24 protein-coding genes and 1 pseudogene are annotated in these 26,684 nt (G+C 72.5%); 12 read left to right on the top strand and 13 right to left on the bottom strand.

Features of this window, described 5'->3' with window-relative positions:
- Positions 1-5: 5 nt before the first annotated feature.
- Positions 6-1,091 carry a uroporphyrinogen decarboxylase gene (gene hemE / locus ACWD10_RS09545; protein ID WP_451088738.1) on the top strand — a complete coding sequence of 362 codons (1,086 nt, stop codon included), beginning with the start codon at positions 6-8 and terminating at the stop codon, positions 1,089-1,091.
- Positions 1,092-1,185: 94 nt separating this feature from the next.
- Here the strand turns inward: hemE and ACWD10_RS09550 are convergent, their stop codons facing one another.
- Positions 1,186-2,598, bottom strand: a complete 1,413-nt coding sequence (locus ACWD10_RS09550) for an FAD-dependent oxidoreductase (RefSeq protein WP_451088740.1) — start codon at positions 2,596-2,598, stop codon at positions 1,186-1,188.
- A gap of 126 nt (positions 2,599-2,724) precedes the next feature.
- On the opposite strand from ACWD10_RS09550, the gene hemG reads away from it, so the two are divergent.
- Together hemG and hemQ are read left to right on the top strand one after the other, a co-directional pair.
- Positions 2,725-4,215, top strand: coding sequence for a protoporphyrinogen oxidase (hemG, locus tag ACWD10_RS09555; protein ID WP_451088742.1), 1,491 nt, complete (start codon positions 2,725-2,727; stop codon positions 4,213-4,215).
- Positions 4,216-4,219: 4 nt separating this feature from the next.
- Positions 4,220-4,939, top strand: a complete 720-nt coding sequence (gene hemQ, locus ACWD10_RS09560) for a hydrogen peroxide-dependent heme synthase (protein ID WP_451088744.1) — start codon at positions 4,220-4,222, stop codon at positions 4,937-4,939.
- Between the two features lie 26 nt (positions 4,940-4,965).
- Here hemQ and ACWD10_RS09565 read toward each other — a convergent pair whose 3' ends face one another.
- The 6 genes and pseudogenes from ACWD10_RS09565 to ACWD10_RS09590 form a co-directional block, all read right to left on the bottom strand.
- A complete protein-coding gene (locus ACWD10_RS09565) occupies positions 4,966-6,528 on the bottom strand; it encodes an alpha/beta hydrolase (RefSeq protein ID WP_451088746.1) in 1,563 nt (520 codons plus the stop codon).
- Positions 6,529-6,737: 209 nt separating this feature from the next.
- A pseudogene (locus tag ACWD10_RS09570) lies at positions 6,738-6,955 on the bottom strand (TIGR04222 domain-containing membrane protein); the annotation flags it as partial.
- 130 nt (positions 6,956-7,085) lie between these two features.
- Positions 7,086-8,114: a TIGR04222 domain-containing membrane protein gene (locus tag ACWD10_RS09575; protein WP_451088748.1), complete on the bottom strand. Its 1,029-nt coding sequence runs from the start codon at positions 8,112-8,114 to the stop codon at positions 7,086-7,088.
- Between the two features lie 4 nt (positions 8,115-8,118).
- Positions 8,119-9,801, bottom strand: coding sequence for a DUF692 domain-containing protein (locus tag ACWD10_RS09580; protein WP_451088750.1), 1,683 nt, complete (start codon positions 9,799-9,801; stop codon positions 8,119-8,121).
- A gap of 203 nt (positions 9,802-10,004) precedes the next feature.
- Positions 10,005-10,769 carry a DUF4142 domain-containing protein gene (locus tag ACWD10_RS09585; RefSeq protein WP_451088752.1) on the bottom strand — a complete coding sequence of 255 codons (765 nt, stop codon included), beginning with the start codon at positions 10,767-10,769 and terminating at the stop codon, positions 10,005-10,007.
- Between the two features lie 165 nt (positions 10,770-10,934).
- Complete coding sequence (locus tag ACWD10_RS09590) at positions 10,935-11,645, bottom strand: peptidyl-tRNA hydrolase (protein WP_451088754.1); 711 nt, start codon at positions 11,643-11,645, stop codon at positions 10,935-10,937.
- A gap of 132 nt (positions 11,646-11,777) precedes the next feature.
- Here ACWD10_RS09590 and ACWD10_RS09595 point away from each other — a divergent pair, with 132 nt between their 5' ends.
- From ACWD10_RS09595 to ACWD10_RS09605, 3 genes are read left to right on the top strand one after another with little or no spacing between them, the layout of a single operon-like run.
- Positions 11,778-12,455, top strand: coding sequence for an AIM24 family protein (locus tag ACWD10_RS09595; RefSeq protein ID WP_451088756.1), 678 nt, complete (start codon positions 11,778-11,780; stop codon positions 12,453-12,455).
- Positions 12,452-13,429: an ABC transporter ATP-binding protein gene (locus ACWD10_RS09600; protein ID WP_451088758.1), complete on the top strand. Its 978-nt coding sequence runs from the start codon at positions 12,452-12,454 to the stop codon at positions 13,427-13,429. The genes ACWD10_RS09595 and ACWD10_RS09600 overlap by 4 nt, the downstream gene beginning before the upstream one ends.
- Positions 13,426-14,094, top strand: coding sequence for an ABC transporter (locus tag ACWD10_RS09605; RefSeq protein ID WP_451088760.1), 669 nt, complete (start codon positions 13,426-13,428; stop codon positions 14,092-14,094). Before ACWD10_RS09600 ends, ACWD10_RS09605 begins: the two co-directional genes overlap by 4 nt.
- Before the next feature lie 12 nt (positions 14,095-14,106).
- On the opposite strand, the gene ACWD10_RS09610 is transcribed toward ACWD10_RS09605, so the two are convergent.
- Positions 14,107-14,337 (bottom strand): hypothetical protein, encoded by a 231-nt coding sequence (locus ACWD10_RS09610; RefSeq protein WP_451088761.1) that lies wholly within the window; start codon positions 14,335-14,337, stop codon positions 14,107-14,109.
- A 22-nt stretch (positions 14,338-14,359) separates the two neighbouring features.
- Positions 14,360-15,214 (bottom strand): polysaccharide deacetylase family protein, encoded by an 855-nt coding sequence (locus ACWD10_RS09615; protein WP_451088816.1) that lies wholly within the window; start codon positions 15,212-15,214, stop codon positions 14,360-14,362.
- Positions 15,215-15,464: 250 nt separating this feature from the next.
- Here ACWD10_RS09615 and ACWD10_RS09620 point away from each other — a divergent pair, with 250 nt between their 5' ends.
- On the top strand, positions 15,465-16,262 hold the full coding sequence (locus ACWD10_RS09620) for a tyrosine-protein phosphatase (protein WP_451088763.1): 798 nt from the start codon (positions 15,465-15,467) through the stop codon (positions 16,260-16,262).
- A gap of 152 nt (positions 16,263-16,414) precedes the next feature.
- On the opposite strand, the gene ACWD10_RS09625 is transcribed toward ACWD10_RS09620, so the two are convergent.
- The gene (locus ACWD10_RS09625; protein ID WP_451088765.1) at positions 16,415-17,794 is read right to left on the bottom strand and encodes an alkaline phosphatase PhoX; all 1,380 of its coding nucleotides are present in this window, start codon (positions 17,792-17,794) and stop codon (positions 16,415-16,417) included.
- Positions 17,795-17,932: 138 nt separating this feature from the next.
- Complete coding sequence (zapE, locus tag ACWD10_RS09630; protein WP_451088767.1) at positions 17,933-19,099, bottom strand: cell division protein ZapE; 1,167 nt, start codon at positions 19,097-19,099, stop codon at positions 17,933-17,935.
- Between the two features lie 37 nt (positions 19,100-19,136).
- Here zapE and ACWD10_RS09635 point away from each other — a divergent pair, with 37 nt between their 5' ends.
- From ACWD10_RS09635 to ACWD10_RS09655, 5 genes are all read left to right on the top strand, one after another.
- Positions 19,137-19,994 (top strand): pyrimidine reductase family protein, encoded by an 858-nt coding sequence (locus ACWD10_RS09635; RefSeq protein ID WP_451088769.1) that lies wholly within the window; start codon positions 19,137-19,139, stop codon positions 19,992-19,994.
- A 150-nt stretch (positions 19,995-20,144) separates the two neighbouring features.
- Entirely contained in the window at positions 20,145-20,594 is a 450-nt protein-coding gene (locus ACWD10_RS09640) for an indole-3-glycerol phosphate synthase (RefSeq protein WP_451088818.1), read from the top strand.
- A 148-nt stretch (positions 20,595-20,742) separates the two neighbouring features.
- Positions 20,743-22,140, top strand: coding sequence for a UDP-N-acetylmuramate--L-alanine ligase (murC, locus tag ACWD10_RS09645; protein ID WP_451088771.1), 1,398 nt, complete (start codon positions 20,743-20,745; stop codon positions 22,138-22,140).
- Positions 22,141-22,151: 11 nt separating this feature from the next.
- Positions 22,152-22,559 carry a peptide-methionine (R)-S-oxide reductase MsrB gene (gene msrB, locus ACWD10_RS09650; RefSeq protein ID WP_451088773.1) on the top strand — a complete coding sequence of 136 codons (408 nt, stop codon included), beginning with the start codon at positions 22,152-22,154 and terminating at the stop codon, positions 22,557-22,559.
- 512 nt (positions 22,560-23,071) lie between these two features.
- Positions 23,072-24,436 (top strand): FAD-dependent oxidoreductase, encoded by a 1,365-nt coding sequence (locus tag ACWD10_RS09655; protein ID WP_451088820.1) that lies wholly within the window; start codon positions 23,072-23,074, stop codon positions 24,434-24,436.
- 648 nt (positions 24,437-25,084) lie between these two features.
- Here ACWD10_RS09655 and ACWD10_RS09660 read toward each other — a convergent pair.
- Positions 25,085-25,801 carry a hypothetical protein gene (locus ACWD10_RS09660; protein WP_451088775.1) on the bottom strand — a complete coding sequence of 239 codons (717 nt, stop codon included), beginning with the start codon at positions 25,799-25,801 and terminating at the stop codon, positions 25,085-25,087.
- 80 nt (positions 25,802-25,881) lie between these two features.
- Positions 25,882-26,616 carry a hypothetical protein gene (locus ACWD10_RS09665; protein ID WP_451088777.1) on the bottom strand — a complete coding sequence of 245 codons (735 nt, stop codon included), beginning with the start codon at positions 26,614-26,616 and terminating at the stop codon, positions 25,882-25,884.
- Positions 26,617-26,684: the final 68 nt, after the last annotated feature.

Below are 26,684 nucleotides of genomic sequence, written 5' to 3' on the forward strand. Positions count from 1 at the left end.
CGGTTGTGAGTGCCAACAGCCGCCCGACGGGCCCCCAGCAGACCTCCGCCACCGACACCGACACGGTCGAGAACTCCGCCTTTCTCAGGGCCTGTCGGCGCGAGCCCGTGCCGCACACCCCGGTGTGGTTCATGCGGCAGGCGGGGCGCTCGCTGCCCGAGTACCGCAAGGTGCGCGAGGGCATCGCGATGCTGGACTCCTGCATGCGGCCGGAGCTGGTCACCGAGATCACCCTCCAGCCGGTACGGCGGCACGGCGTGGACGCCGCGATCTACTTCAGCGACATCGTCGTACCCCTGAAGGCCATCGGCATCGACCTCGACATCAAGCCGGGCGTCGGGCCGGTCGTCGAGAACCCGGTGCGCTCGCGCGCCGACCTGGAGCGGCTGCGGGACCTCACGCCCGAGGACGTCTCGTACGTCACCGAGGCGATCGGCATGCTCACGCGTGAACTCGGGTCCACGCCGCTGATCGGCTTCGCGGGCGCGCCCTTCACCCTCGCGAGCTACCTCGTCGAGGGCGGTCCGTCGCGCAATCACGAGCACACCAAGGCGCTGATGTACGGCGACCCGCGGCTGTGGGCCGATCTGCTCGACCGGCTCGCCGAGATCACCGGTGCCTTCCTGAAGGTGCAGATCGAGGCGGGGGCGAGCGCGGTGCAGCTCTTCGACTCCTGGGTGGGCGCGCTCGCCCCGGCCGATTACCGCCGCTCGGTGCTTCCGGCCTCCGCGAAGGTCTTCGACGCGGTGGCCGGGTACGGCGTGCCGCGCATCCACTTCGGGGTCGGCACCGGCGAGCTGCTCGGGCTGCTCGGCGAGGCCGGTGCCGACGTGGTGGGCGTCGACTGGCGGGTGCCGCTCGACGAGGCGGCCCGGCGGGTCGGGCCCGGCAAGGCGCTCCAGGGCAACCTCGACCCGGCCGTGCTGTTCGCCGGACAGCAGGCCGTCGAGGCCAAGGCGGACGAGGTGCTCGCCGCGGCCGCCGGTCTCGAGGGCCATGTCTTCAACCTCGGCCACGGGGTGCTCCCGACGACCGAGCCGGATGCGCTGACGCGGCTCGTGGAGTACGTCCACGAGAAGACCGTCGGCTGAGGCGAGAAGACCGTCGGCTGGCCGACTAACTAGCCGACCAAGGGGCATCCGTCACGTCGGCCCGGTCGCGGGAACCTTGGCCGAAAGTCGCTGCTCACCCCGCCTCCCGCACCGCCGTCACCGCCTTCCGGGCCGCCACCAGGACCGGGTCCCAGACCGGCGAGAACGGCGGGGCGTACCCGAGGTCGAGGGCGGTCATCTGCTCCACCGTCATCCGTGCGGTGAGCGCCACCGCCGCGATGTCCACGCGCTTGCCCGCGCCCTCCCGGCCGACGATCTGCACCCCGAGCAGGCGGCCGGTGCGGCGCTCGGCGAGCATCTTCACCGTCATCGGGTCGGCGCCCGGGTAGTACCCGGCGCGGCTGGTCGACTCGATGGTCACCGTGACGTACTGCAGGCCCGCCGCCCGAGCGTCCTTCTCGCGCAGCCCGGTGCGGGCGATCTCCAGGTCGCAGACCTTGCTCACCGCCGTACCGACCACGCCCGGGAACGTCGCATAGCCGCCGCCGACGCCGGAGCCGATGACCTGGCCGTGCTTGTTGGCGTGCGTGCCGAGCGCGATGTGCCGCTCGCGGCCCGAGACCAGCTCAAGGACCTCGACGCAGTCGCCGCCCGCCCAGATGTTGTCGTGGCCGCGCACGCGCAGCGCCTGGTCGGTGAGCAGCCCGCCGTGCTCGCCAAGGGGCAGGCCCGCGTCCCTGGCCAGGGCGGTCTCGGGGCGGACGCCGATGCCGAGGACGACCACGTCCGCCGGGTACTCGGCGTCGTCCGTGGCCACCGCGCGGACCCGGCCTCCCCCAAGCTCTCGGCTTCGCTCGAGCAGGGAGGTGCCCCCTTCGCCGGTGAGGATCTTGGTGACCTCGGTGTCGTTGACCATCTCGATGCCCATGCCGGTCATCGCTTCGTGCACCAGGCGGCCCATGTCCGGGTCGAGCGTGTTCATCGGTTCGGCGCCGCGGTTGACCATCGTGACCGCGTACCCGCGGTTCGTCAGGGCCTCCGCCATCTCCACGCCGATATAGCCCGCGCCGACCACGACCGCGCGCCGCCCCTCGGTGTCGCCCAGCGTGTCGAGGAGGTCCTGGCCGTCGTCCAGGGTCTGCACGCCGTGCACGCCCGGGGCGTCCATGCCGGGCAGTGGTGGGCGGATGGGGCGGGCGCCGGTGGCGATCACGAGTTTGTCGTACGTCGTCCAGGACTCGGCACCCGACTCCAGGTCACGCGCGAGGACCCGGTGCCCGGGCACGTCGAGCCGGACCACCTCCGTACGCATCCGCAGGTCGATGTCGCGGGCGCGGTGCTGCTCCGGCGTCCGCGCGATGAGGGCTTCCCGCTCCGGCACGTCCCCGCCCACCCAGTACGGGATGCCGCAGGCGGAGTACGAGGTGAAGTGCCCGCGCTCGAACGCGACGATCTCCAACGCGTCCGGGCCCTTGAGCCTGCGTGCCTGGGACGCGGCCGACATCCCCGCCGCGTCGCCGCCGATGACCACCAGTCGTTCGCTCATGCCCGCCACGCTACGACCGGGCGCCGACAACTGGGCGGTGAGCGTTCCGTTTTCCGGCTACTCCCGCAGGTGCGGGCCCGTACCGGTCGCGTTCGGGCCCCGTACCGAATCTGAGAGGCTGGACGCATGCGCGAAGCGGACACACGTACGAGCAAGGGGCAGGGCCGCGCCGAGCGGGCCGTCGTCATCGGCGGCGGCATCGCCGGACTCGCCGCCGCCCACCGGCTGCTCGGCACCGGGGCCCGCGTGACCCTGCTCGAGGCCTCCGACCGGCTCGGCGGCAAGCTGCACGCGGGCGAGATCGAGGGCGTCCGCGTCGACCTCGGCGCCGAGTCGATGCTCGCCCGCCGCCCCGAGGCCGTGACCCTTGCCCGCGAGGTCGGCCTGGCCGAAGCGCTGCAGCCGCCCGCCACCGCGAGCGCCGCGCTGTGGACCCGGGGTCGGCTCCGCCCGATGCCCAAGGGCCACGTCATGGGCGTACCTGGCGACGCCGACGCGCTCTCCGGAGTCCTCTCCGAGGAGGGCCTGCGCCGGATCGAGCGCGAGCCCGAACTGCCGCCCGCCGAGATCGGCGAGGACATCGCGGTCGGTGAGTACGTCGCCGCCCGGGTCGGGCACGAGGTCGTCGACCGCCTCGTGGAGCCGCTGCTCGGCGGGGTGTACGCGGGCGACGCGTACCGCCTGTCGCTGCGCATGGCCGTGCCCCAGCTGTACGAGGCCGCGCGCACATACGGCTCGCTGCTCGAGGGCGTACGGGCCATTCAGGAACGGGCCGCGCGGAACGCGCAGACCGGGCCCGTCTTCATGGGCATCGAGGGCGGCATCGGGCGCCTGCCGCTCGCCGTCGCGGAGTCCCTGGGCACGCGTGGCGCCGATATCCGGCTGCACGCGCGCGTGCAGGAGCTCCGGCGGACGGCGGCCGAGGGCGGTGCCGCCCGCTGGCGGGTCGTCACGGCCGACGGGCGGACCCTCGACGCCGACACCGTCGTGGTCGCGCTGCCCGCCCCGGCGGCCGCCGCCCTGCTCGCCGCCGAGTCGCCCGGCGCCGCCGCCGAGCTGCGCACCGTCGAGTACGCCTCCATGGCCCTGATGACCCTCGCCTACCGGCGCCGCGATGTGCGTCTGCCCGAAGGCAGCGGATTTCTGGTGCCGCCCGTGGACGGGCACACCATCAAGGCGTCCACGTTCGCCTCACAGAAGTGGGGCTGGATCGCCGCCGCGGACCCGGACCTGTTCGTGCTCCGTACTTCTGTAGGGCGGTACGGCGAACAGGCGGTCCTCGCGCGTGCGGACGGCGAGCTCGTCGACGTATCGCGGCACGATCTGCGCGAGGCCACCGGCCTGGACGCGCGTCCGGTCGCGGCCCGCGTGACCCGCTGGAACGACGGCCTGCCGCAGTACCCGGTCGGGCACCACGCGCGCGTGGCGCGGATCCGTGAGTACGTAGAAAAGCTGCCGGGGCTCGCGGTGTGCGGCGCGGCATACGACGGCGTCGGCATCCCGGCCTGCATCGCGAGCGCGTACGCCGCCGTGGACGGGCTGCGAGGGGACCGCCACGGACTAGATCAGCTCAGGGAGAACCCGGTGCAGAGTCTGCACGGCGGCGCGGGAGAATAGCCCCATGAGTGACGACGCCCCCGCCAAGGCCCCCAACGCAGGCAAGAAGGCCAAGGACCTCAACGAGGTCATCCGCTACACGCTGTGGTCCGTCTTCAAGCTTCGGGACGTGCTCCCTGAGGACCGTGCCGGTTACGCGGACGAGGTCCAGGAGCTCTTCGACCAGCTCGCCGCCAAGGACATCACCATCCGCGGCACGTACGACGTGTCCGGTCTGCGTGCCGACGCCGACCTCATGATCTGGTGGCACGCCGAGACCAGCGACGAACTGCAGGAGGCATACAACCTCTTCCGCCGCACCAAGCTGGGCCGCGCCCTGGAGCCGGTCTGGTCGAACATGGCGCTGCACCGCCCCGCCGAGTTCAACAAGTCGCACATCCCGGCCTTCCTGGCCGACGAGACGCCGCGCAACTACGTCTCGGTGTACCCCTTCGTGCGCTCGTACGACTGGTACCTGCTGCCGGACGAGGAGCGCCGCGCGATGCTCGCCGACCACGGCAAGATGGCGCGCGGCTTCCCGGACGTGCGGGCCAACACGGTGGCGTCGTTCTCGCTCGGCGACTACGAGTGGATCCTCGCCTTCGAGGCGGACGAGCTGTACCGGATCGTGGACCTGATGCGGCACCTGCGCGGCTCCGAGGCGCGCCGCCACGTCCGCGAGGAGGTGCCGTTCTACACCGGCCGCCGCAAGAGCGTCGCCGAACTGGTCGCCGGGCTGGCCTGAGTTCAGGGACGGCCTGCCGGGCCTGCCTACGGCTTGGGCTCCGCGCGCGGTGCGCACGCCGCCTTGTGGTCCGGCAGTCGGCCCGGCAGCCGGCCCTTCAGGAGGTACGCCTCCACGTGCCCGTTGACGCAGCGGTTCGCGCCGCCCGCGAGCCCGTGCGTGCCCGCGTCCCGCTCCGTCACCAGGGCCGAACCCGGCAGCCTGCGGTGCAGATCGAGCGCGCCCCGGTACGGCGTCGCCGCGTCCCGCTCGGCGGCCAGGATCAGCGTGGGCGGCAGCGTGCCCGGCACGGCGCCCACGTCGACCGGCTGCTGCCGGGGCGCGGGCCAGTAGGCACACGGCAGGTTCATCCAGGCGTTGTCCCAGGTCTCGAACGGGGCGATGCGGGCGAGCCGGGAGTTGTCCCGGTCCCAGGTCGCGAAGTCCTCCGGCCAGGGCGCGTCGTTGCACTCGACGGCGGTGTAGACGGCGTTGCTGTTCTCGGCGTCGGCCGCACCCTCCAGGTCCGGCGCGGCCTGCTCGGTCAGTGGCTTCGGGTCGCCCTTCAGATAGGCGGCCAGCGCCTGCGCCCGCTTGGGCCAGACCTTGTCGTTGTAGCCGGCCTTCAGAAACGCGCTCTGCAGCTGCGCGGGCCCCACCTTGCCGCCGGCCGGCCGGTGCGCGAGCTCGGCCCGCACCCGCGCGTAGTTCTGCGCCACTTTCTCGGGCGTCGCGCCCAGGTGGTAGGTCGCGTCGTGCCGGGCGACCCAGGCGCGGAAGTCGGCCCAGCGGGCCTCGAAGGCGAGCGACTGTTCCAGGTTGTTGCGGTACCAGATCTGCGCGGGGTCCGGATTGACCGCCGAGTCGAAGACCATCCGCCGCACGTGCGCGGGGAAGAGCGTCGCGTACACGGCGCCGAAGTAGGTGCCGTACGAGGCGCCCATGAACGTCAGCCTCCGCTCGCCCAGGGCGGCCCGCAGGACATCCAGATCGCGGGCGTTGTTGAGGGACGTGAAGTGCGGCAGCCGGTCGCCCGCGTTGCGGGCACAGCCGCGCGCGTACGCCTTCGCGAGCGCGATGCGCTTCTTCTTGTACGCCGCGTCCGGGTGCAGCGGGGCCCGGGACGGGGCCTCGGCGGACTTCTTCGGGTCCTGGCAGAACAGCGGCGCGGAGCCGCCGACGCCGCGTGGGGCGTAGCCGATGAAGTCGTACGCCTTGGCCACGCGCCGCCACTTGTCGGTCGCCGCCGCGAGCGGCCAGTACATGCCGGAGGCGCCGGGCCCGCCGGGGTTGAAGACCAACGCGCCCTGCCGCTCCTTCTTGGAGCCGGTGGCCTTCGCGCGGCTGACGGTCAGCTTGATCCGGTCTCCGTCAGGGGCGGCGTAGTCCACCGGGACGGTCACCGTGGCGCACTGCACCGGCGGCGGAAGCTGTTCCTCCGGTGCGCAGTGGCCCCACTTGAGGCCCGCGGCGGCCGCGCGTTCGGCGGCGACCATGGTGCCGAACGCCTCGGCCGGGCGCGGCGGCGCGGACGCACCGTCCGCCGGGGTCGCGAGCAGTCCGGTCAGGGCCAGCGATCCGGCGATTCCGTACAGGAGAGGCGCTCTCATCGCGTCTCGGCATCCCTTCGGGAGGCGGCAGACAGTGCGGCGCCTCGCGGTGGCGATGCGCGGTGGCGCCGCACTGTGGCGGCTCTGCGGGCGCAGAGCAAAAGGGATACTTCGTTCGGTGGGGGGCGAAGTAAAGCACCAGGTCCCCGGGTGTCGGACTAATGCCCCCGATGAGCCCAGGTCCTGTCGTCGGACTCCCGGCGTCGCCCGGCCGCGCGGACCGGCGCCTTCCGCTCCTGGCGGCCGGGCCCGATCGCGCCGAGCACCGAGCGCCCCAGGTCGTCCCGGGCCTCCGGGTCGACGACGGTGGCCAAGGCGGTGTGCGCGAGCAGGGGCCGCCGCTGCCCGGCCATCGGCACCAGGGTCGGATCGGCCACTCGGCGCGGGTTCCGGCCAGGAACGCCGCCTCGTTCAGGGCGAGGTGGTGCTGGGGCGGCTCGGCGTACTCATGGCGGCGTCCGCTCATCACCGAGAGGCGCCCGCCACCAGACCCGGTCCGCTCCTCGGGCAGCGGTCACCGCGACCGGCGCCCCGCACGCTCCGTCAGCGGCCCGGCATCAGCTCCCGCCGCCACAGGAGGAACCGCCTCCGCCCCCGCCTCCGCCTCCGCCTCCGCAGGACGAGCCACCCCCGCCGCCTCCGCCACAGGACGAGCCCCCTCCGCCCCCGCTCCCGCCCCCGCAGCCGGACCCGCCGCAGTTGGAGGAGCCACCGCAGGACGAGCCGCCGCAGGACGAGCCGCCCGAACCCCCGCCGCACCAGGAGGTCTCGCCGCTGGCGAGGAGGATCAGGCCCGGGTCGCTGCTGGTCGGCGAGGTGCGGGCGGCGGGCGCGCCGACACGGAACCTGCTCGCGGCCTTGAGCTGTCGGCGCGCTTCGCGGTCCGGCACCTGTTTCGGCCCGTTGAGCGCCACGAGATACGCGGTACTGGAGGGGTCGCCCAGGGCGGTGAAGTGGCGCAGGGCGGCCTGACCGGCCCTGGTCTGCCGGGACTTGGCGAGGTTCAGGCAGATCGCGCCGACGATGACGCCCATGATGATGCCCGGGAAGACCTTGAGCACCAGGGGGAACTCGAACTCGAATCCGGTGTACGAGCTGAACTGCACCACGGTCAGGACGATCGACACCGGGAGGCACACAAAGGAGACGGCGATCTGTGTGCCCGCCCAGCGGCGCAGGCGGCGCAGCACGTCCGGCCGGGAGAGCAGCCCGCGCTCCGCGAGCGAGTCGCCGAGCCCCTGCACGGCCGGGCTGCGCATCACGCCGATCCGCAGCCAGTGCAGGGCACCGTTGGGCGCCGCGGCGTGCGCGTCCAGGACCGCCTGCTCCACCGGGTGGTGGGCCACGGGGTGCCGTACTCCGGCCACCCCGGGCGCGGCGATGGCGAGCCGCCCGTCGTGGTGCATGGTGGCGAGCACGGTGTCCGCGACCCGGCCGGGGCCACCGGCCAGGAAGGCCGCCTCCAGCGGCTCGTGCACCAGGGCGCCGCCCGCCGCCGCGCCGGACCGGGCCCGGACGAGCGCGCCGACCAGAAGGGCCGACGAGCCGCACAGGATCAGATAGAACACGAGCGTGGGGTCCGTCATGGCGTCACCGTCCCAGGACCGAGTGGTGCTTGGCCGCGTGCTGAGCGCCCTTGCCCCTGCCTTGGACCGCGTCCTTGACCGCGTATCGGGCGGCCCGTGCGAAGCGCGCGAGCGGACGCCGGGACAGCGGCGCCGGGCCGGACCGCTCCAGCCACCAGTCGCTCAACTCCCGCCGCCTGGCCGGGTCTTCGGGCTGCTCGGCGAGGAGCAGATGCTCCGCGAAGTCGAGGGCGTCGCGGCGGTACCCGCCGGTCATCGGCCGGTTCTGCGCGTACGAGAAGAAGCTGCGCCGGTAGCCGTCACCGAGGATCCCGGGCAGCTCGGGCGCGACCTTCGCCACGACGTCGGCCCGCTTGCCGATGAGCGCCCGGCTCTGCACCGCGAGCCGCTGCCGGTCGAACCCCTCGGGCACGGGGGTGCCCGCGACGAGCGCGGAGAGGAGCGCGGTCTGAGCCAGGGCGAGGCGTTGGCGTGCTTGCGACCGCGCGTCGGGGCCGTTCTTCTCGGCCTTGGCCTCGGTCTTGGCCTCGGTCCTGGCCTCGATCTCGGTCTCGATCTGGGTCTCGGTCTCGATCCTGGTCTTGGTCTTGGTCTTGGCCTTGGCCGGTTCCGGGGCCGGGGTGCGGATCGCCACGGCAGTTGCGGTGGCGGTTGCCGTCGCGGCAGCGGTGTTCGCGGGCTCCACGGTGGGCGCGAGCGGTGCGCCTGAGGGCCGACCGACCGTACGCGGCACGGAATTGGAGCCCGCCGAGCGACCGCTCGTACGCGATCCGCTCGTACGCGACCCGGCAGCCCCCGAGAGCCGACCGGCACCGCCCGCGCCCCGCCCCGGCTCCGACGCGTCGCGAGCCACCCGCAGCGCCGCGGCGGTGCGGACCGTGCGGCGGATGTCGTCGAGCTCGCGCTCCAGCTCGTGCGGCTCGGGGAAGTTCTCGTCCCGCTCCAGGAGCACGCCCGGCGGCGTCACCCGGGACGCGAGATCCGCGAGCACGTCGAGGACCGGCTGCGGCACGGGGTGCGCGTGGCTGTCGTGCCATACGCCGTCCCGCTCGAAGCCGCCCGCGACATGGACGTACGCGATGGCCTCGACCGGCAGTTCGTCCAGGGCCGCGGCCGGGTCCTCGCCCCGGTTGACGTGGTTGGTGTGCAGGTTGGCGACGTCGATGAGCAGCCGTACGCCGGTACGCTCCACCAGCTCGCACAGGAACTGACCCTCGGTCATCTCCTCGCCCGGCCAGGAGATCAGGGCCGCGATGTTCTCCACGGCGAGCGGCACGGGCAGCGCGTCCTGGGCGATCCGGACGTTCTCGCAGAGCACGTCGAGCGCGTCCCGGGTGCGCGGCACCGGCAGCAGATGCCCGGCCTCCAGGGCGGGCGATGCGGTGCGCTCGCCGCCCGCGCGTACGAACGCGATGTGCTCCGTGACCAGCGGCGCACCGAGCGCCTCGGCCCGCTCGGCGAGCGCCGAGAGGCGCGCCGGATCGGGCCGTTCCGCACCGCCGAGGCCGAGTGAGACGCCGTGCGGTACGACGGTCACGCCGCGTTCGCGCAGCCGAAGGAGCGGGTCGGGGAGGTGTCCCGGGCAGACGTTCTCCGCCACGGCCTCGACCCAGTCGATCCCGGGCATGCGTTCCACTGCCTCGGCGATTTCCGGCCGCCAGCCGATTCCGGTGCCGAGTTGCTGCATCGTCCCCCTCCTTCGCCGTACGAGCGCCTTGGTCGGTCCTGCGGGCGCTCTACGAAAAACGTGTGCACGACGCTGTGCGTGGAAGTGTCATGGCCCCGGCACCGGCGGCCGAATCCACCAGGGGTGACGTTCAGAGCTTGATTTGAGGTTTCGGGGGCAACAACCAGCCCGTCCGGCTCTTTTGCGGACGAGCCCCGCACCCCCTAGGGGCGGTCCGTGGGGATCGGGGCGGTGCCGGGCGCGGACGGCCGGGAGGTGAATGACACGTCGCCGCTCGGCACGGCGGGCGCGGGCGACGGCGGTACCCCGGCGGAGGGCGGCGGGGGACCGGTCGGGCTGGCCGTGCCGCGGCCCGCGGCCTCGGCGGCCAGGGCGTCGTGGTCCACGAGCCCGGTGTTCTCCAGCATCGTGATGTGGTCGAGCACGGTCTGGTTCGCGTCGCTGGCCAGCTGCCGCACGAGGGTGTTCCGTGTGGTGTGCCGGACCTCGGCGATCAGCGAGAAGACCTTGCCGTGCGAGTTGCGCAGAATGTTCGCGAACTTCCTTTCGTACGTGACCCCGCGCGCCGCCGTCAGCTCGGTGAGCCAGCCCTGCTGCTCGTCCGTGGGCTGGTTCGGCAGCTCGACGCCGAGCCGTGCGGCGACCTCGCGCACTCGGCGGTCGAGGTCGGCGTGGCCGACGACGAGGTGGTCGCCGGCCGCCGCGATCGCCTCGGTGGGCGCCCGGTCTATGGCCTGCTGTCCGGCGGGCAGCTCCCACAGGCCCGCGAGTCTGACCTTGACCAGGAAGTCGCGGTCGGTGGCCGAGAGGGGGCCCCAGCGTGTGGGGACGCTACTGGCCTCGAGGTTGGCCTCGCCGGTGCCCGAGCGGTCGGCGTACGACCACACGGGGAAGGCGAGGGCTCCGAGCGTCGCGACCAGGGCGACGATGATGAGTACGGAGCCGTTGATCCGTCGGGGCGGTCGCAAGATGCCTCCCGGGGGTGCGGACGGGGGTGAGCGCACTGGGAGATACGGATAGCGGAACCGGGGCGTTCAACGCCAGCCCATCAGCCCGTCCGGTTTTGAGATCCAGCCCGTCCGCTTTGAGACCCAAGCCCGTCCGGCGAACGTGAGACGGAAGACGTGCCGGGCTCAGCGCAGCGCCGGATGGTCCGCGACCACCGTGCAGGAGCCCGGCGCGATTTCCGTGAACCCCGCGTCGCGGACGACCGGCAGGCCGCTCGCGGTGAGTTCGGGCCAGTGGGCCGGGTCCGCGGTGCGTACGGCGAGCGGGAAACCGGCCGCGCGCCAGGCCGTCCGGTCCTTCGGCGACAGTCCCCACCAGGCAAGCTGGGCACCGTGCCCGGCCTGGGCCATGGCCTTTCCGGCCGACATGGCGAGCTCCGGGCTCAGCCACAGGACGGGCACCGCCGCTTCGCCGGGGACCGGCACGGCGGGCGGCTCCGGGTCGTCGAGCTCGGTGCCGGAGACCTGGAGCCGGGCCAGGTCCTTCGGCCAGCCGTCCAGCGGGACCGGCGGGAAGACCCGTACCTCCGCGGTGTCGCCGGTGACCGTGATGCCGGGCAGCGCCTCCGCACGCCGCCACTCGGCGCCGCGCGCCCGGCGCACCACCTTGCGGATCCGCGCGTCCTGCCAGTCCCGGACCGCCTCCGCCCAGGGGCCGGTGCCCAGCGAGCGCTCGTCGCTGAGCAGCGCGAGGACCGCGCGGGCCGCGGTCTCCAGGGCGTCCGTGCGCGCGGGCGGCGCGGCCCTCTCCAGGCGGACGACGAGGGGCAGGACGAACTCCCTCACCTCGGTCGCCTCGGTGGCTGTCTCTCGGGCGCTGGTCTCCTGGCTGCTCACCTGTCCCAGTCTGCCAGGGGGCACCGACAGCACCGTCTGCGCGAGCGCGGGAGTGGAGCGTGGACGAAAGTCTGCGGGCCTTGTCCCAAAGGCTGTTGGCGACTGTCAGTGGGGCACGGGAAGATGCAGGGCATGAAGAGCGATCTGTTTGCCGCGCAGCACATGGCGCAGCCCGCGGCGGCGCCGGGGATGAGCCTGCAGAACTCCAAGTCGATCAGATACGTCGTGAACGGCGAGATGCTCGCCCGGCAGGGCTCGATGATCGCCTACCGCGGCAATCTGCAGTTCGAGCGCAAGGGCCAGGGGATAGGCGGCATGCTCAAGCGTGCCGTCACCGGCGAGGGGCTGCCGCTGATGGCGGTGCGCGGCCAGGGCGAGGCATGGTTCGCGCAGGAAGCGGCCACCTGCTTCGTGGTGGACATCGAGGCCGGGGACGCGCTCACCATCAACGGGCGGAACATCCTGTGCTTCGATCCGACGCTCTCGTACGAGATCAAGACCGTGAAGGGCGTCGGCATGACCGGAGGCGGCCTGTTCAACAGCGTCTTCACGGGCTCCGGCAAGCTCGGCGTGATCTGCGAGGGCGACCCGATCGTGATCCCGGTGTCCGCGCAGGCCCCGGTGTACGTCGACACGGACGCGGTGGTCGGCTGGAGCAGCCAGCTCGCCACGTCGCTGCACCGCTCGCAGAGCGTCGGCTCGATGATCCGCGGGGGCTCCGGCGAGGCCGTCCAACTCATGCTTCAGGGCGAGGGTTTCGTCATCGTGCGGCCGAGCGAGGCCACGCCGACCAATCCGACGCAGCATTGAGGAGCGACGTCACGACGGCGCTGCGCGGGGTGGGGCGGCGGTACGGCGGCCCGGCGAGGACGCAGCCGTGGGTGCTGCGCGGGGTCGACCTCGAGGTGCCCGCGGGCTCGCTCCTTCGGATCGCCGGGGACAACGGCAGCGGCAAGTCGACGCTGCTCCGGCTGCTCGCCGGGATCGACGCACCGAGCGAGGGCAGCGTCGTGGGGCGGCCGCGCACGGCGTACGTCCCCGAACGGTTCCCGGCGGCGCTGCCGTTCACGGCGGTCGGCTACCTGCGGCACCTGGGCCGGTTCCACGGCCTGTCGCGGCGCGCGGCCGACGCGCGCGCCACGGCGTGGCTCGAGCGCTTCGGCGCGGCGGAGCACGCCCTGACGCCGATGACCCGGCTCTCCAAGGGCAGCGCCCAGAAGGTGGCCGTGGCCCAAGCACTGCTCGCCGAGCCGGAGTTGCTGATCCTGGACGAGGCGTGGACGGGCCTGGACACCGAGGCACGGGCCGAGCTGGATCGCGCGGTCGCCGAACGGGTGGCGGCCGGTACCGCGGTGGTCTTCGTCGACCACGACCCGCGGCGGCTCGCGGGCGCGGCGACCGCGGAGTACCGGGTACGGGGGACGGGCCTGGTCCGTGTGACGGACACCGCGACCAGCGAGGCCGTCGCGGGGGACGTGGCGGGGGCCGAGCCGCGGGTCACCGTGCGCGCCCAGGCCCCACCGGGCACACCCCTGCCCTCCGGCCTGCCGCCCGGCACCCAAGCGGATGTGGACGCGACGGGCGCGGCCGTGATCACGGTCCCTCCGTCGGGCTCCGATACTCTGCTCCGCTGCCTCCTCACGGCCCAACCGCCGTGGCACATAAGGGAATTGGCGACCCGGGAGACGCACGCACCCATGCCCACACCCACACCCATGCCCACACCCACGCCCACACCGACATCCGCCCCTGTCGTTCCTACCCCCACCCACGAGGCCCGATGACCGCGCTGTTCGCGTACCAGGCGGGACTGCTCCTGCGCTCCCAACGCTGGCTTCCGCCCGTCCTGTTGTACGGAACCTTCCTCGCCGTCGGCACCCGCGCGGGCGACCCGGTGCTCGACGCGTTCGGCTGGGCCGCCGCCGGGCTGCTGCCCGTGACCGCCTGGCTGGCCCGGCTCTGCGCCACCCAGGAGCCGCCCGCCGCGCGGCACTGTGCGGCCGCCGCGACGAGCCCTTGGCGGGTGCACCTCGCCGGGCTGCTCGTGGCGCTCGGCTGCGGTCTTGTGCTCGGGGCAGCCGGAACGACGGTGCTCGCGGCCCTCGCCGACCCGAAGAGCACCGACCATCAGGTGGCGGTGCCGTTGCCGCCCGCGATCCTCGCGGGGCTGCTCGCCTCGGCGGTCTGCGCGCTGCTCGGCGCGGCGGTGGGCGCCCTGTGCACCCGACCGCTGCTGCACAGCACCGGCTACTCGGTCGGCGCCATCGGGCTCGGTTCGCTGTTCGCCCTGGTCACCACGGGCTCACCGGCGGCCTCGGCGGTCCGGGGCCTGATCACCGGGTCTCGTACCGGCACCGTGCACATCCCGGTCCTGCAACTGGCGACCGCGGCGCTCGCGGCGGGTGCGGTGGCGGCGGTGGCGTGCGGCCTGAGCTCCAGGCGGGCGTGACCGTAGGCGTACTCAGCCCGAGCACGCGTCGCGCTCGGCCTCCCGCCACTCGCACATGGGGCAGAGCGTCGCGCCCCTGGACGCCGCCGCGTACTCGGTCGGTTCCCCGCAGAGCACACAGTCGGCATACGGCGGCCCGTCGGCCCTGATCAGCCGGTCGTGCCGACCGGTCCACGGCGAGGGCGCGGCGGGCTCGCAGTACGCCACGTGGCCCGCCTGTGCGGCGCGCTCGGAATCGTTCATATCTCCAGCGTAGGTCGGCGGGTCAGCGCGGGCGCCGCTCCCGCCCTCCGTCCGCCGCCCCGATCAGCTCCGAGACCCGTACGAACCGATAGCCGCGCTCCCGCAGCTCCGGCACCACCTTGCGGATCGCCCGCTCCGTGACCGGCGCCGCGCTCCGTGTGCAGTGCAGCACCACGACCGAACCGGGCCGTACGCCGCGCAGCACCTCCTCGGCCACCGCGTCCGCGTCCGTGGCGAACGCGTCGCCGCTCACCACGTCCCACTGCACCGCCGTGACGCCCGCCGGGGCGATGGCACGCAGGGCCCGCTGGTCGTAACAGCCGCCGGGGAAGCGGAAGTAGGGCATCGGGTGCGTGATGCCCACCTTCTTGAACGCGGTGAAGGCACGCTCCACGTCGGCCCGCATCCGCTCCGGCGGCACCGTCGGAAGCCCGTAGCAGTCGCCCGTGAAGGCGTAGTGGCTGTACGAGTGGTTGGCGACCTCGAAGAGCGGGTCGTTCCCGATGGACCTGGCCTGGTCCGGATACTCCTCGGCCCACCGTCCGGTCATGAACACGGTCGAGGGCACCTTCAGGCGGCGCAGCGTGGCGAGCAGCCCGGGGTTGTCGAACCGTTCGCCGCGGGCGGCGCGGGCGCCCTGGTCGGCGGTCATGTCGGCGTCGAAGGTGAGCGCGACCGTCCTGCCGCCCTCGCGTCCGCCGCTCTTGAAGACCGGTGCGAGACCGGCGGGCCCCGGGGCGAGCGTGGGCGGCCGGGACGCGGCGGACGGCGCGGGCGAGGCGGTGGATGAGGCGGCGGGCGTACGGCCCGCGGTGCGCGCGGAACCGTCCGCCCCGCACCCGGTGAGCACGGCCAGCGAGGCGAGAGCGGCGACCAGGGCGAGCGGGGCGAGCGGGGGGAGTGGGGAGACTGGGGCGAGTGCCCCCTGAGACGTTCTCCGTACGAAGCTGATCACTCGGCGACCATAATCCGACAAAGGGGCTCTTTCGCCGAAGTGGCGCACGGGTGCGACCGAACGGCCGTCCGACATGCCCGGCCCGGGCGCCCGGGCTAGCGTGAGCCGAGGGGGTGCACGTCGGACTCGTACCACCGTCGCCACCGCACCGGAGGACCCAGGAGCCGCCCCGATGTCCGCGATCCCCGCCGCCACCGTGCCCAACCTCCGTGACCTGGGCGGCATTTCGCTGTCCGACGGCCGCGTGGTGCGGTCCGGGCGGGTGCTGCGCTCCGGGCAGCTGAACCGCTTCGACCCGGCCGCCGACCCGGTGGCGGCGAGCCTGGACATCCGTACCGTCGTCGACTTCCGCACCGATGCCGAACGGGCCGCCTATCCCGACCGGCTGCCCGACGGCACCCGGCTGCTCGTCGCCGACGTCTTCGCCGACCTGGTGGCCCAGCGCGACACGCCCGCCGCCGCACACCTCAAGCAGGTGCTCGCCGACCCGGTCCGGGCGCAGCGGGAGCTGGGCGGCGGCCGCGTCCAGACGCTGTTCGCCGACACCTACCGCGCGTTCGTCACGACCGACTCCGCGCGCTCCGCCTTCCGCACCCTGCTCGCCGAGCTCGCCGCGCCGCCCGACCCGGGCCCGCTGCTCTTCCACTGCACGGCCGGAAAGGACCGCACGGGGTGGGCGGCGACCGTGCTCCTCACCCTGCTCGGCGCCGACGAGGAGACGGTGCGCCGCGAGTACCTGGCCGTGAATCCGGCGGTACGGGAGGCCTTCGCCCCGCTCATCGAGGGGTTCACGCTCGCGGGCGGGGACCCCGAACTCGCCCTCGCCGCGATCGGCGTCGTTCCCGCGTACCTGGACGCCGCCCTCGAAGAGGTCGAGAGCCGCTACGGCTCCATGGAGAAGTACGTCCGCGACGGCCTCGGCATCCCGGACGAAGGCGTGACCCGCATCCGGAACCGCCTGGCCACCTGACGGGGCGTACGACGTAACCGGTGTAACCGGTTTAACTGGTACGGGCCGTAGCGGCGGCCCAGTTGGAGCCGCAGGGACGCGGAAGGGCCCCTCTCGCGGCGTAACGGACCTTGCTTCACGCCGCCGTGGAGGGGCCCTTCGTCAGGGGACCGTCAGTGGTGCCAGGGGCCCGTGACCGCGAACGTGGTGCCGGGGTCGTAGGCGTTCACGTACATCGTGGTCGCGCCGTACGGCGAGAACGTGACGCCCGCGAACTCTCCGTACGCCGGTTCCTCGGGCGTCCCGATGTTCTGCTGGTTGCGTGCCATCGGATAGACCTCGCCGCCCCGGGTGAGCCCGAAGACGTGCTGTGCGCCCTCGCCGTCCTCGCACACCATCAGGCCGCCGCTGGGCGCCAGGGCGATGTTGTCCGGCTCCTCGCCGGGCAGCTGCAGATCCGTGTCGGGCCCGAAGACGATCACCAGCGTGAGGGTGTTCCCCTCCGGGTCGTACCGCCAGATCTGGCCCCAGTGGTCCGCGCCCGAGCCCTCCGCGCTCTTGGCGAAGCTGGAGACGAAGTAGACGGACCGGCCGCCCCAGTAGCAGCCCTCCAGCTTCTGCGCGTGCGTGATGCCGCCCGGCCCGAAGTCCTGGAAACGGATGGGCGTTTCGGCGGCCAGCGGATCCGGTACGTCGATCCACTCGATGCCCTCGAAGCGCATGCCCGTCTCCTGCACGGTCGACAGGTCCGGCACCTCGGGCACCCGCATGGCCTGCAGTCGGCCGCCCGCGTGCAGGGAGCCGACGCCGCCGAGCGGCTTCTCGGGCAGGAAGCGGTAGAAGAGGCCGAAGGGCCGCTCGAAGGCGTCCTCGGTCTCGTAGACGACACCGTTGTGCGGGTCGAAGGCGACCGCCTCGTGCTGGAACCGGCCCATGGCCGTGAGCGGCTCCACGCTGGTCTTGTGCGGGTCCGAGGCGTGCACCTCGAAGATGAAGCCGTGGTCCTTGGTGTAGCCGTTGGTCCCGGCCTTGTCCTCGGTCTCTTCGCAGGTCAGCCAGGTGCCCCAGAGGCTGGGCCCACCGGCGCAGTTGACCGCCGTACCGGCGATGGCGACGCGCTCGTCGAGGACGTTGTCGCGGCGGTCGAGCGCGAGCGCCGTGCAGCCGCCCTTGCCCATCGGGTCGTACGTCAGGCCGTCCACGGTCGGTACCGCGAACTCGGCGTTGACCCGGTTCTCGTGATTGCGCACCAGGTGTACGCCGCCGTGGTGGCCCCGGAACGCGGCCATGCCGTCGCAGTTGCTCGGCACCTTGCCCTCACCGGAGCGCAGGGGGTCGCCCGAGCGCGAGAGCACCTTGTAGCGGAAGCCCTTGGGCAGATCCAGAAGGCCGTCCGGATCGGGCACGAGCGGGCCGTAACCGGAGCGGCCGTGGGCCGCCGCGGTCCCGGCGAAGAGTTCGGAAAGGGCTCCCGTGAAGGCGATCCCGGCCCCCAACGCCCCGGTGCGGGCGAGGACCTGACGTCTGGTCGCGGACGGGCGTGTCTCGGACATGGGCAACTCCCTGCTGGCGGACAGGAAAAGTGACCCGCCGTGTGTATCACGCAGTGAGAGCCGCGGGAACCATGCACGGAGAAACGGGTGAGCGGGGCGAGCCGGAGGCTCGTCGGTGAACTCCGGGCGGGGCCTGGATCACGCCGCGCCGTCCGCGTTGCCCGGACTGCCCGCGTTCCCCAGGCCGCCCGCGTCCCGAGCCAGCGCCGTGAGCCGGGAGATGGCGCGGAAGTACTTCTTCCGGTAGCCGCCCTTCAGCATCTCCTCGCTGAACAGCCGGTCGAACGGCAGGCCGGACGCGAGTACCGGCACCTCCCGGTCGTACAGCCGGTCGGCGAGCACCACCAGGCGCAGTGCCGTGGACTGGTCCGGCACCGGCTCCACGCCGGTCAGGCAGACCGCCCGGATCCCGTCGGTGAGCGCGCCGTACCGGCTCGGATGGACCTTGGCCAGGTGGTCGATCAGATGCGGGAAGTCGTCGAGCGAGGCGCCCTCGGTGGCGTACGCGGCCTTGGCCACCTGCTCGTCGGAGAGCGGCTCCGGTGCGGCGGGCAGGCCGCGGTGCCGGTAGTCCTCGCCGTCGATGCGCAGCGCGCGGAAGTGCGCGGAGAGCCCCTGGATCTCGCGCAGGAAGTCGGTGGCCGCGAACCGGCCCTCGCCGAGCTTGCCCGGCAGCGTGTTGGAGGTGGCGGCAAGCGCCACGCCCGCGTCGACGAGCTTGCCGAGCAGCGTGGAGACCAGGACCGTGTCGCCCGGGTCGTCCAGCTCGAACTCGTCGATGCAGAGCAGCCGGTGGCCGCTGAGGGTGCGCACGGTGTCCTGGAAGCCGAGGGCGCCGACGAGGTTGGTGAGCTCGACGAAGGTGCCGAACGCCTTGTACTCCGGGGCCGCCGGGGTGGCGTGCCAGAGCGAGGCGAGCAGGTGGGTCTTGCCAACGCCATAGCCGCCGTCGAGGTAGATGCCGCGCGGCCCGGCCGGCTGCTGTGCCTTGCGCCGACGGGCGAACAGGCCGCGCAGGCCGGGACCCTTGCCGGAGCCGCTGGCGTGCGCCCCGCCGAGCGTCGCCGCGAAGCCGCTGAGCACATCGACCGCCTCGGTCTGGCTCGGCTGCCGGGCGTCCGGGATGTACGTCTCGAAGCGGGCCGACCGGAAGCGCGGCGGCGGCACCATCTCGGCGACCAGGCGGTCGGCCGGGACGTGCGGCTCACGGGCGCACAGGGAGAGCGGGCCCGGGTCCGTTACGGCGTCGGGAGCGGGGCCCGTACCGGAGGCGGCGGCGGAGGAAGCGGCAGGGGAGGACGACACAGTTCATAACCTTAAAGGCCATGTAAGACTGCGACCCATGCGCAGCCTGTTCCCTGTGACCGACCAGACATCCGAAACGGGCCCGGAAGCGGGCCGCGAGTGGACCCTCGACGAACTGGCCGACTGGTACGCGTACCCACAGGACCTGCCGGTCGGCCCTGCCGGAACTGCCGGAACTGCCGGAAGCGCCGGAACTGCCGGACCCGCCGGACACGATGCCGCCCCCACCCCCACCATCTGGCTGCGCGCCAACATGGTGTCCACGCTGGACGGCGCCGCCCAGCACGAGGGCCGCTCGCAGCCCATTTCCTGCCCCGCCGACATGCGGATCTTCGGCACCCTGCGGGGGCTCGCGGACGCGGTGGTCGTAGGCGCGCAGACCGTACGTCAGGAGGCGTACCGGCCCGCGCGGGCGCGTGAGGTCTTCGCCGCGCGCCGGGCCGCCGCGGGCCAGGGCCCGGCCCCCACGATCGCCGTGGTCAGCGCGAGCCTCGACCTGGACTTCACGCTGCCTCTGTTCACCTCGCCCCTGGTGCCGACCCTGGTCCTGACCGGCGCGGCCGCCCCCGCCGACCGGATCCGGGCCGCCGAGAAGGCCGGTGCCGAGGTCGTGGTCGCCGGGGACGGCCCCGGCGTCGATCCGGTACGGGCGGTGCGCGCCCTGGGCGAGCGCGGGCTCACCCGGCTGCTCACGGAGGGCGGGCCCCGGCTGCTCGGCCAGTTCGTGGCCGGGGGGGTCCTGGACGAGCTCTGTCTGACGGTGTCACCGATGCTCGCGGCGGGGGACGCGCAGCGGATCGCAGGGGGACCGGCGATGGCGGTCCCGGAAAGGTTTTCGCTCGCGGCGGTCCTGGAAGAGGACGGCTTTCTGTTCACCCGCTACCGTCGAACGTAGATCAGCGGAATCACCCGTTCCGTTTAGCTTCCGCTGGGCACACTCAATCTCGCAGCCTCCCGTACGGGTACGGGGCAGGATGGTTTCGGCAAGGCCGGTGACGGCCTCCGGAGGAGAAGGGCGCCTGTCGTGTCGTTCAAGAGCGTATTGATGATCGAGAAGGGCCTTTCGTCCGTGGACGTGGAATTCGTCACCACGCTGCACGGCAACGAGGACGTTTCCTTCGTCGTCCTCATGCAGCCCCGCGGCGACCAGGACCGGCTCCTCCGCGCGATCGACGACGTCGCGATCGGCCGCCTGGAGGAGGCCGTGCACGAGGCCGTCGAGGGGGAGGGCGCGGAGGCCACGGCCCCGGCCAGGCTCGCCCTGGAACACTCCCTCCAGGAGCTGCGCGCCGCGGGCCACGAGGCGGTCGGCCATATCGTCGAGGACCATCCCATCGACCGCCTGAAGACCGTGGCCAAGGAGACCGAGGCGGACGAGGTGATCGTGCTGACGGCGCCGCACTACGTCGAGGAGTTCTTCCACCGCGACTGGGCCTCGCGCGCCCGGCACAAGGTCGGCGTCCCGGTGCTCAAGCTCTACGCACACAGCGAATAGGCTGGGGGCCGCCCTGCCCCGGGGTACAAGCCCGCGGGCCGGGGGCGCGACGACGTAGAACGCTATAGACGTCGTGGAACCGCTGTAGACGACGTAGAACCGCTGTAACGGCGCACGCCGTGGCAGCACTGCCGCCCAGGAGACGTACATGACCCCCGGCCTGCCCCCCGCCATGGACCGACCCCACTTCATCGGCATCGGCGGCGCCGGAATGTCGGGCATCGCGAAGATCCTCGCCCAGCGGGGCGCGCGGGTCGGCGGCAGCGACGCCCGTGAGTCCGCCACGGCGGCCGCGCTGCGCGAGCGCGGCGCCACGGTGCACATCGGCCACGAGGCCGCGCACGTGGCTGAGGGCACGACGAGCGTGGTGGTCTCTTCGGCGATCCGCGAGGACAACCCGGAGCTGGCCGCGGCCAAGGAGCGAGGCATCCCGGTGGTCCACCGCTCGGACGCCCTGGCTCGCCTGATGGACGGCCTGCGCCCGATCGCGGTGGCGGGCACCCACGGCAAGACCACGACGACCTCGATGCTGGCGGTCTCCCTCGCGGCCCTGGGCCTCGACCCCTCGTACGCCATCGGCGGCGACCTGGACGCGCCCGGCTCCAACGCCCACCACGGCGCGGGCGAGATCTTCGTCGCCGAGGCCGACGAATCGGACCGCAGCTTCCACAAATACGCCCCCGAAGTCGCCATCGTCCTCAACGTCGAGCTCGACCACCACGCCAACTACGCCTCGATGGACGAGATCTACGAGTCCTTCGAGACCTTCGCCGGAAAGATCGTCCCCGGCGGCACGCTGGTCGTCGCGGCGGACCAGCCCGGCGCCGTGGAGCTCACCCGCCGCCTGCGCGAGTCCGCGTCGCCGGTGCGCGTGGTGACGTACGGCGAATCGGAAACGGCCGACGTACGGATCACGAACATCACCCCGAAGGGCCTGACCAGCGAGGTCACGGTGGACCTGGACGGCCGCACGCTGACCTTCACGGTCTCCGTCCCGGGCAGCCACTACGCGCACAACGCGGTGGCCGCGCTCGCCGCCGGCACGGCCCTCGGCATCCCGTCCGCCGACCTCGCCGCGGCCCTCGGCAAGTACACCGGCGTCAAGCGCCGCCTCCAGCTCAAGGGCGAGTCGGCCGGGATCCAGGTCATCGACTCCTACGCCCACCACCCCACGGAGATGACCGCCGACCTCCAGGCCATGCGCGCCGGAGCCGCGGACTCCCGCCTCCTGGTCGTCTTCCAGCCCCACCTCTACTCCCGCACCCAGGAACTGGGCACGGAGATGGGCCAGGCCCTCGCCCTCGCGGACGCCTCGGTCGTCCTCGACATCTACCCGGCCCGCGAGGACCCGATCCCCGGCATCACCAGCACCCTGATCATCGACGCGGCCCGCGCCGCGGGTGCCGACGTCACCGCCGTCCACGACAAGGCCACGGTCCCCGAGGCCATCGCGGGAATGGCCCGCCCCGGCGATCTCGTTCTCACCATGGGCGCGGGCGACGTCACGGACCTGGGCCCGAAGATCCTGGCCCACCTGTCGAACTGAGGGGACCCACCATGGCGTACGACGTCGAAAAGCCCGACGAACAGTGGCGCGCGGAGCTGACCCCCGCCGAGTACGCGGTCCTGCGCCAGTCCGGCACGGAGCCCGCCTTCACCGGCGAGTACACGGACACCAAAACCAAGGGCATCTACTCCTGCCGCGCCTGCGGCGCCGAACTCTTCACCTCCGGCGAGAAGTTCGAGTCGCATTGCGGGTGGCCGAGCTTCTACGACCCCAAGGACACGGATGCCGTAGAGCTCATCGAGGACCACTCACACGGCATGGTGCGCACCGAGGTGCGGTGCGCTCGGTGCGGGTCTCACCTGGGGCATGTCTTCGAGGGTGAGGGGTATCCGACGCCGACGGATCAGCGGTATTGCATCAACTCGGTTTCGTTGCGGTTGGTGGCGGACGAGGCATGACGCAGCGGCGTTGGGCTCGCCCGCCCCTCGGCGCGTGGCCGACGGACGCGCTGGACGGTTCCCGGCGTACCCGCTGACTCGTCCGCCATTTGGCCTTGGACCGCAGTTGGCCCTTGACCGCAGTTGGCCTTTGACCGCGGGCGCTGCGGTCCCGGCAGAGTCGGTCGTCGAGTTCAGCGGCTCGTGCGCGACGCCGCTGTGGCCGGTGAGGTCGGGCAGTTCCGTCCGGGTTGTGACGACGAGGACGTGGAGGGTGTCGATCCAGCGGCCCCGCTGGAACGCGCCCTGACGGCGGGGCTGGTGGGGATCCGGGGCGGGCGTGTTCGGGATGCGCGGCGGGCGTGTCCGGGACGCGTAGAACGGCCGGAAAGCGATCAACTCGCGCTGCGGAGCCGGATACTGGCTGCCACGACCGGTTGGTGGCGACCAGGGGGAGTGGATCGGTGAACTCTGTCGGAGAAACACGCCGTTGGGGCGTGGGCGGTGGCCGGGGCGGGCGGCATGCGGTCGTCGTGGGCGGGAGCCTCGCGGGGCTGCTCGCGGCGCACGTCCTGGCCGGGCACGCCGACCGGGTGACCGTCGTCGAGCGCGACCGGTTCTCGGACGGCGGCAAGCCGCGGCCCGGCGTACCGCAGGGGCGGCACCCCCATGTCCTGCTGCAGGGCGGGCAGATGGCCCTGGAGTCGCTGCTGCCGGGCTTCCTGACGGAGCTGGGTGCGGCGGGCGCGCCGCGGGTGGGCATGCCGTCGGACATGGTGCTGTGGCAGGACGGGCGCTGGTTCCGGCGGGTGCCGGCGTCGACGCACATCTATACCGGTTCCCGCGCGCAGCTCGAGGAGCTGGTGCGACGGCGGGTCCTCGCCAACCCGGTGATCAGCGCGGTGGAGGGGACCGATGTCGTCGGACTCCTGGGTGACGCCTCGCGCGTGCGGGGCGTGCTGCTGCGGGACCGCTCCGGCGACGCCCGTGCAGAGCACCGGTCCCTCGATGCCGACCTCGTCGTCGACGCCTCCGGCAGCGGCACGAAGGCTCCGCAGTGGCTCACGGCGATCGGCGCCGAGGCCCCGCACGAGGAGACCATCGACACCGGGCTCGCTTACGCCTCCCGCGTCTACCGCGGCAGGAGCGGAGTCCTCGACGGCGAGACCCTCGGCTACTACGTCTACCCCGGTCCTGAGCAGGTCCATGGCGGCGGTGCGCTGCCACTGGAGGACGGCACCCACCTGGTCATCGTCTCGGGGCTGCGCGGCGACGAACCGCCCACGGACGACGACGAGTTCGTGAAGTACACGAAGAGGTTGCCGCATCCGCCCCTGCACCGATGGCTGGACGAAGCCGAACCGCTCTCACCGGCTTTCGGCTACCGGCGGACCGCGAACATCCGCCGCCGCTACGACCTGCCCGGCCGCCACCCGGCCGGATTCCTCGCCACCGGCGACGCCCTGTGTACCTTCAACCCGATCTACGGGCAGGGCATGGCCGTCGCCGCGATGAGCGCGGTCGCCCTGCGTGACGCGCTGGCCGACCGGCGCCGGACCCCCACGACGCGGCGAGTGCAACGGGCACTCCTCGCGGCGTCCCGGCAGGCGTGGGACATCTCCGCCGGGGCGGACCGCAAGATGCCGGGCGCGCTCGGCACCGCGGTCGTCGGCGGGCCCGCGGACCGCATCGCCGACCCGTACCTGCGCCGGGTCCAGGAGCGGTACATGGGCGACCCGGTCGTGGGGCGCGCTTTCCGCTCCGTACTGACCCTCTCCGCGCCCGTCACCGCCCTGTTCGCTCCGCCCGTGGCCCGCGCCGTCCTCTTCGGCCCGCCCGCACCTACGCCCACCGAGCCGCCGGAGACACCGGAGACACCGGAGGAACCAGAGCCCTGAGCGAGGTCGGCAGTCGACGGCTTGTTCGCGCCGGTCCGGTCCGCGCATCAGCCGTCCGTTCCGGAAACCCGGTGTCCGAAACGGTTCGTGAATGGTGTGAATCTGCGAACCTCGTTGGCCCTCCTTGCTCGCGCCCGGCCGGGCGGTGGCGGCGGCCCGAAGCCGCCCGCAGGTCCCGGGGGAGGTGGGGGAGGGGGAGGTCCCAGGTGGTGAGGAGGAGGAACGCGCAGATGAGGGCGAAGGTGAGGGGGACGGCGTGGGGCGGTTCCGTCGTCTTCGCAAGGTGCTTGTCCGCGAGGACTGGATCGACCCCGCCCCGGGATCGGCCACGACCTCGACCCGGTCACCTACGTCGAAAGGGCCCCCGACAGCTCGCCCGCGATGGCAGTGCCGTTCGGCTTCGCCAACTTGTACGTGATGCCGGAGCGGGGGTGGGGGACCTTCTCGACGATGACTGCCTCAGTGCGCTCGCCTCGGGTGTTGAGGACTCGTTCATCGCTGGCGCCCACAAAGCCGGCGAACAGCAGCGGGCAGGGAAGGAGGAAGAGCAGGGCGAACCGTCTCCGGGCCGAGTCGCGCAGCCGTATGAAGACGAGGGAGCTGACGCCGAGCAGGGGCAGGCCGATGGAGTATGCCGCCCGATCATTTTCATGCGCCGGCCTTTGCCTCCTCCTGTGCGTAGACCTCGATGGTCGACTTGCCGGCCATGAGTGCGACGACGGCGGCGAGTTCGCGTACCTGGTTGGCGTTGAGACAGTGGCCGATGACGAGCAGGCTTCGGCCGCCGCCCGGAGGTAGGGCGAGTGCCACGGCAAGACCGAGGGTCGCTTGCGGAGGCGGTCCGCCGGCGTCGGCGGCCACCGGCTGGGGGAAGAGGTTGACAGTGCCGTCCTCGAACACCTGCGGCGTGCTGATCATGCCGACGCCTGCGCCGATCGCGGTGGGGAAGCTCTCGAGGTAGACGTCCTTACCGGTGAGCTGTTGGCCCAGGAAGCGGGTGAGGACGGAGCCGATGTCGAGGTCCGCTTCGAGTGGCCCGACCTCGACGACGCCGCTGCAGATCTGCCAGAGCACATCGCCGTCCTCGGTCTGCGGCACGGCCACCAGGCCGCAAGAGAGCATGCCGTCGGCGAGGAAGATCCGCCGGGTGTTCATCACCCCCTCGACGATCGACTCATGGACATCCTGCCCTTGGTTGGGGTAGGCGAGCCGGGTCAGCTCCCGGAACCGCGCCTGCACGGCCTCCTCGTCACCGGGGTCCGCGAGAAGGTCGAACCAGTCAGAGGGGGCATAGAGCTGCACGTGGCCGAGCGGCGGCCCGGGCAGCGGAAGGGCTGCCGTTTCGTCGGAGATGGGCGTGGTCATGGCGTGGTCTCTTTCACCGCAAAAGGAACAGGAACTCGGTGCGTCAACGTCGTTGGCGTGGTGGCCGCTGACCTTCCGGCTCAGCGGGGGCCCGGGCCGCTGCCGGGAGGAGGCCCGTACGGCCCGGGAGGTGTCCCGTACGACCCGGGCGGTGGGGGCGGCGGAGGCGGCGGTCCGTACGGCGCGCCCGTGCCAGGGCCGCTCGGCGGCACCGAGGCGGCGTAGCGGCGCCGTCCCCGCTTCGCGGCGGTGTGGGTGCAGGCGGCCATGATGAGTGTGGAACCCGCTGAAAGCCCCAGCCACAAGGGGACGTTGGGAGCGGTGTTGCTCGGCCGCATCTCGTGCTGTGGGTCGTAGAAGACCCGGATGCTGTCCCCGACCTGGGCATTGCGGCAGCCGCCGATCGGGCCGGAAGTCTCCGTGCCGTCCTTGAAACGCAAGGTGCAGTAGGAGTTCTTCGGGGTGTCTTCTCGCGAGGCGACGGTCGCTGTGGTCCACTCGCCCCGCTCACTGAGCGCTCTGTCTTGTGCGTTGAGCATGGACCACCCCACCAGGAGGCACAGAGCGATGAGGTAGCTCCCGACGGCCCATGCCTTCGGGGCGCCCATGGCGACGAACCAGAGCAAGAAGAACCCCACGATGACGCCGAAGAACCGGCACCATTCGTCGAGACCATTGGACAGCAGCCCGAGAACGCCGGAGACCATCACTCCTGCGATGACTGCGGCAAGCGTGGCTGCCCACTCGAACCGGCCGGCTGTGGTGCGCCGGGAAAGCCGAATCAGCCAGCCCGGCCAGTACGTCTTCACGCCCATGCGACGAGCACCTCATTTGTCGGCGGGTCGATTGCAAGGACTGGCGCATGGCGGCTGACGTGGTCGAC

This window comes from Streptomyces sp. NPDC002851 (genome assembly GCF_053591935.1).

Coding starts and splice junctions, on each gene's coding strand:
- ACWD10_RS09550 (WP_451088740.1), bottom strand. CDS start 2,598: ATGAGCGAACGACTGGTGGTCATCGGCGGCGACGCGGCGGGGATGTCG.
- hemG (WP_451088742.1), top strand. CDS start 2,725: ATGCGCGAAGCGGACACACGTACGAGCAAGGGGCAGGGCCGCGCCGAG.
- hemQ (WP_451088744.1), top strand. CDS start 4,220: ATGAGTGACGACGCCCCCGCCAAGGCCCCCAACGCAGGCAAGAAGGCC.
- ACWD10_RS09565 (WP_451088746.1), bottom strand. CDS start 6,528: ATGAGAGCGCCTCTCCTGTACGGAATCGCCGGATCGCTGGCCCTGACC.
- ACWD10_RS09575 (WP_451088748.1), bottom strand. CDS start 8,114: ATGACGGACCCCACGCTCGTGTTCTATCTGATCCTGTGCGGCTCGTCG.
- ACWD10_RS09580 (WP_451088750.1), bottom strand. CDS start 9,801: ATGCAGCAACTCGGCACCGGAATCGGCTGGCGGCCGGAAATCGCCGAG.
- ACWD10_RS09595 (WP_451088756.1), top strand. CDS start 11,778: ATGAAGAGCGATCTGTTTGCCGCGCAGCACATGGCGCAGCCCGCGGCG.
- ACWD10_RS09605 (WP_451088760.1), top strand. CDS start 13,426: ATGACCGCGCTGTTCGCGTACCAGGCGGGACTGCTCCTGCGCTCCCAA.
- ACWD10_RS09610 (WP_451088761.1), bottom strand. CDS start 14,337: ATGAACGATTCCGAGCGCGCCGCACAGGCGGGCCACGTGGCGTACTGC.
- ACWD10_RS09620 (WP_451088763.1), top strand. CDS start 15,465: ATGTCCGCGATCCCCGCCGCCACCGTGCCCAACCTCCGTGACCTGGGC.
- ACWD10_RS09625 (WP_451088765.1), bottom strand. CDS start 17,794: ATGTCCGAGACACGCCCGTCCGCGACCAGACGTCAGGTCCTCGCCCGC.
- ACWD10_RS09635 (WP_451088769.1), top strand. CDS start 19,137: ATGCGCAGCCTGTTCCCTGTGACCGACCAGACATCCGAAACGGGCCCG.
- ACWD10_RS09640 (WP_451088818.1), top strand. CDS start 20,145: ATGATCGAGAAGGGCCTTTCGTCCGTGGACGTGGAATTCGTCACCACG.
- murC (WP_451088771.1), top strand. CDS start 20,743: ATGACCCCCGGCCTGCCCCCCGCCATGGACCGACCCCACTTCATCGGC.
- msrB (WP_451088773.1), top strand. CDS start 22,152: ATGGCGTACGACGTCGAAAAGCCCGACGAACAGTGGCGCGCGGAGCTG.
- ACWD10_RS09660 (WP_451088775.1), bottom strand. CDS start 25,801: ATGACCACGCCCATCTCCGACGAAACGGCAGCCCTTCCGCTGCCCGGG.
- ACWD10_RS09665 (WP_451088777.1), bottom strand. CDS start 26,616: ATGGGCGTGAAGACGTACTGGCCGGGCTGGCTGATTCGGCTTTCCCGG.